The sequence below is a fragment of the Leisingera sp. F5 genome (assembly GCF_001593695.1).
Window position 1 is genome coordinate 1 of sequence record NZ_LUKH01000664.1, and the last position, 1,897, is coordinate 1,897.

General features: G+C 61.1%; 3 protein-coding genes. 1 reads left to right on the forward strand and 2 read right to left on the reverse strand.

The window, feature by feature from the left end; all coding sequences use genetic code 11:
* Both A2I95_RS34525 and A2I95_RS34530 read right to left on the reverse strand, forming a co-directional pair.
* Nucleotides 1–554: ferrochelatase (locus A2I95_RS34525; protein ID WP_291737060.1), on the reverse strand; the 554-nt coding region annotated here is incomplete at its 3' end.
* A 111-nt stretch (nucleotides 555–665) separates the two neighbouring features.
* Nucleotides 666–1,481, reverse strand: a complete 816-nt coding sequence (locus tag A2I95_RS34530; protein ID WP_291737061.1) for a methyltransferase domain-containing protein — start codon at nucleotides 1,479–1,481, stop codon at nucleotides 666–668.
* 13 nt (nucleotides 1,482–1,494) lie between these two features.
* Between A2I95_RS34530 and A2I95_RS34535 the strand changes: the two genes are divergently transcribed.
* Nucleotides 1,495–1,897 (forward strand): double zinc ribbon domain-containing protein (locus A2I95_RS34535; RefSeq protein ID WP_291737064.1); only part of this gene is annotated, 403 nt, incomplete at its 3' end.

The window sequence follows — 1,897 nt, forward strand, 5'->3', positions numbered from 1 at the left end:
GTGCGTGCGGCGGGCTGCCAGGGCTCCTCCATCAGCGCGCGGAAGAACTGATCGTTGGCAGTGCCGGAGGTGGCGCCGGCATATTGCGGGTAGAGCGGCACAAACAGGATTTTCCGGCAGCCTGCCTCAACCATTTCCCGCACCTTGGACTTGGTCGAAGGGTTGCCATAGCGCATGCAGAAATCGACCATCACCTGATCGCCATAGCGCTCTTTCATCTCGGCCGCTATTTTTGCGGTTTGTTCTTTGGTGATGGTCATCAAAGGGCTTTCGCCCTTATCGTGGTTCCAGATCGATTTGTAAGCGGCGCCCGAGGAGAACGGACGTTTGGTCAGGATGATCAGCTGCAGCAGCGGTTGCCACTTCCACGATGGATAGTCGATCACCCGCTTATCGGACAGGAACTCGCTCAGATACCGGCGCATCGGCCAATAGGAGTAATCATCCGGTGTCCCGAGGTTTGCCAGCAAAATGCCGACCTTCTCTGCCGCGATCTTGGGGTGATCGGCAGGGGCGTGAGCGGGGCAATTGGCGGTCCGGGCGGTGTCCAGCATGGGCAGGTCCTGTGCGGCTGAGAATTCGTTGAACGAGGGGAAGTTACTGTCTTTACAAGTGAATGGCCAATTGGATCGCATTGGCGCAGCGATAGCGTAAACTTATGAGAGTCAGAGCTTGGTTTCCGGCACCTTCAGCGCATCGGCCAGGCGCATCTGGGCGGAACCGGGGCGCAAAGGTTTCTGCTGGCTGTCCGATGGCGACCAGCCGGTGAGGCAGACCATCTCGAAAGTTGCGGGCAGCCGGCCATCTGCGGTGGCAAAATGCTCCCGGTAGATGTGATCAGCAAGTTGGAACAGGCCACGCGGTGCCGGGCGTCTCAGGCGCTGGGCGAGGGCGCTGGTCTCTCCCATGCCGCGCAGGTCGTGGATCAAGTGCGTGAGGTCGCGGTATTCAGCGGTCAGCGGCACCAGATCGGCGACAGGAAGGGCAAACCCCGCCCGCTGCAATAAACCACCCAGATCGCGGATTTCTCCCATCGGCGCAACGCGGGGCGATAGCCCGCCCAATACGATGGTTTCGGCTTCTGCCATAGCTGCGCGCAGTTCGTGCAGGGTCTGGCCGCCGAGCATGACAACTAACAGCAGCCCGTCCTCTTTCAACGCGCGGCGGCATTGGATCAGCTGGCCAACCGGGTCATTGGCCCAATGCAAGCACATGGCGTGGATCACCACATCATGCGCACCTTCTTCCAGAGCCAGGATATCGTCATCCGGCACCACAGCTGCGCCAGGCAGAAACCCCTCCCAGACTTCCGGGAAAGGGCAGACAACGGCAGGCGCTGTAAAGGTTCTGTTAACCATGCTCAGGCGATCCTCGGCCTCATCCCGCGCCATCTGGTGCAGGAACAACGCATCCGGGCGCCGGCGTGCGCGGCGGGCTGCCAGGGTGCGGCGGTCGAAAAGCTGTGCGGGTGCTTGTGTCATGGGAGCTATTTAGATGCTGCTGGCCAGGATTCAAACCGCTGTTTCGCTGATCTACCCACCGCAATGCATGGGCTGCGGGGGGCTGGTTGGCAGCGACTTTGGCCTGTGCGGTTCTTGCTGGGCTGGGATGCATTTTATCAGCGGCACGGTCTGCGAGGGCTGCGGTGCTCCGCTGCCGGGGGAGGCGGACGGCTTCCGCCTGGAATGCGACAGCTGCCTGCGCCATCCGCGTCCTTGGAACCAAGGGCGATCTGCCCTGCTCTATGAGGAGCAAGGGCGCAAACTGGTTTTGGCATTGAAACACGGGGACCGGACGGAAATTGCGCTCATGGCTTCTGGATGGCTGGTGCAGTCGGTGCAGCCGTTGCTGAAGGGCAGTCCTTTGATATGCCCGGTACCGCTGCATTGGACCCGGT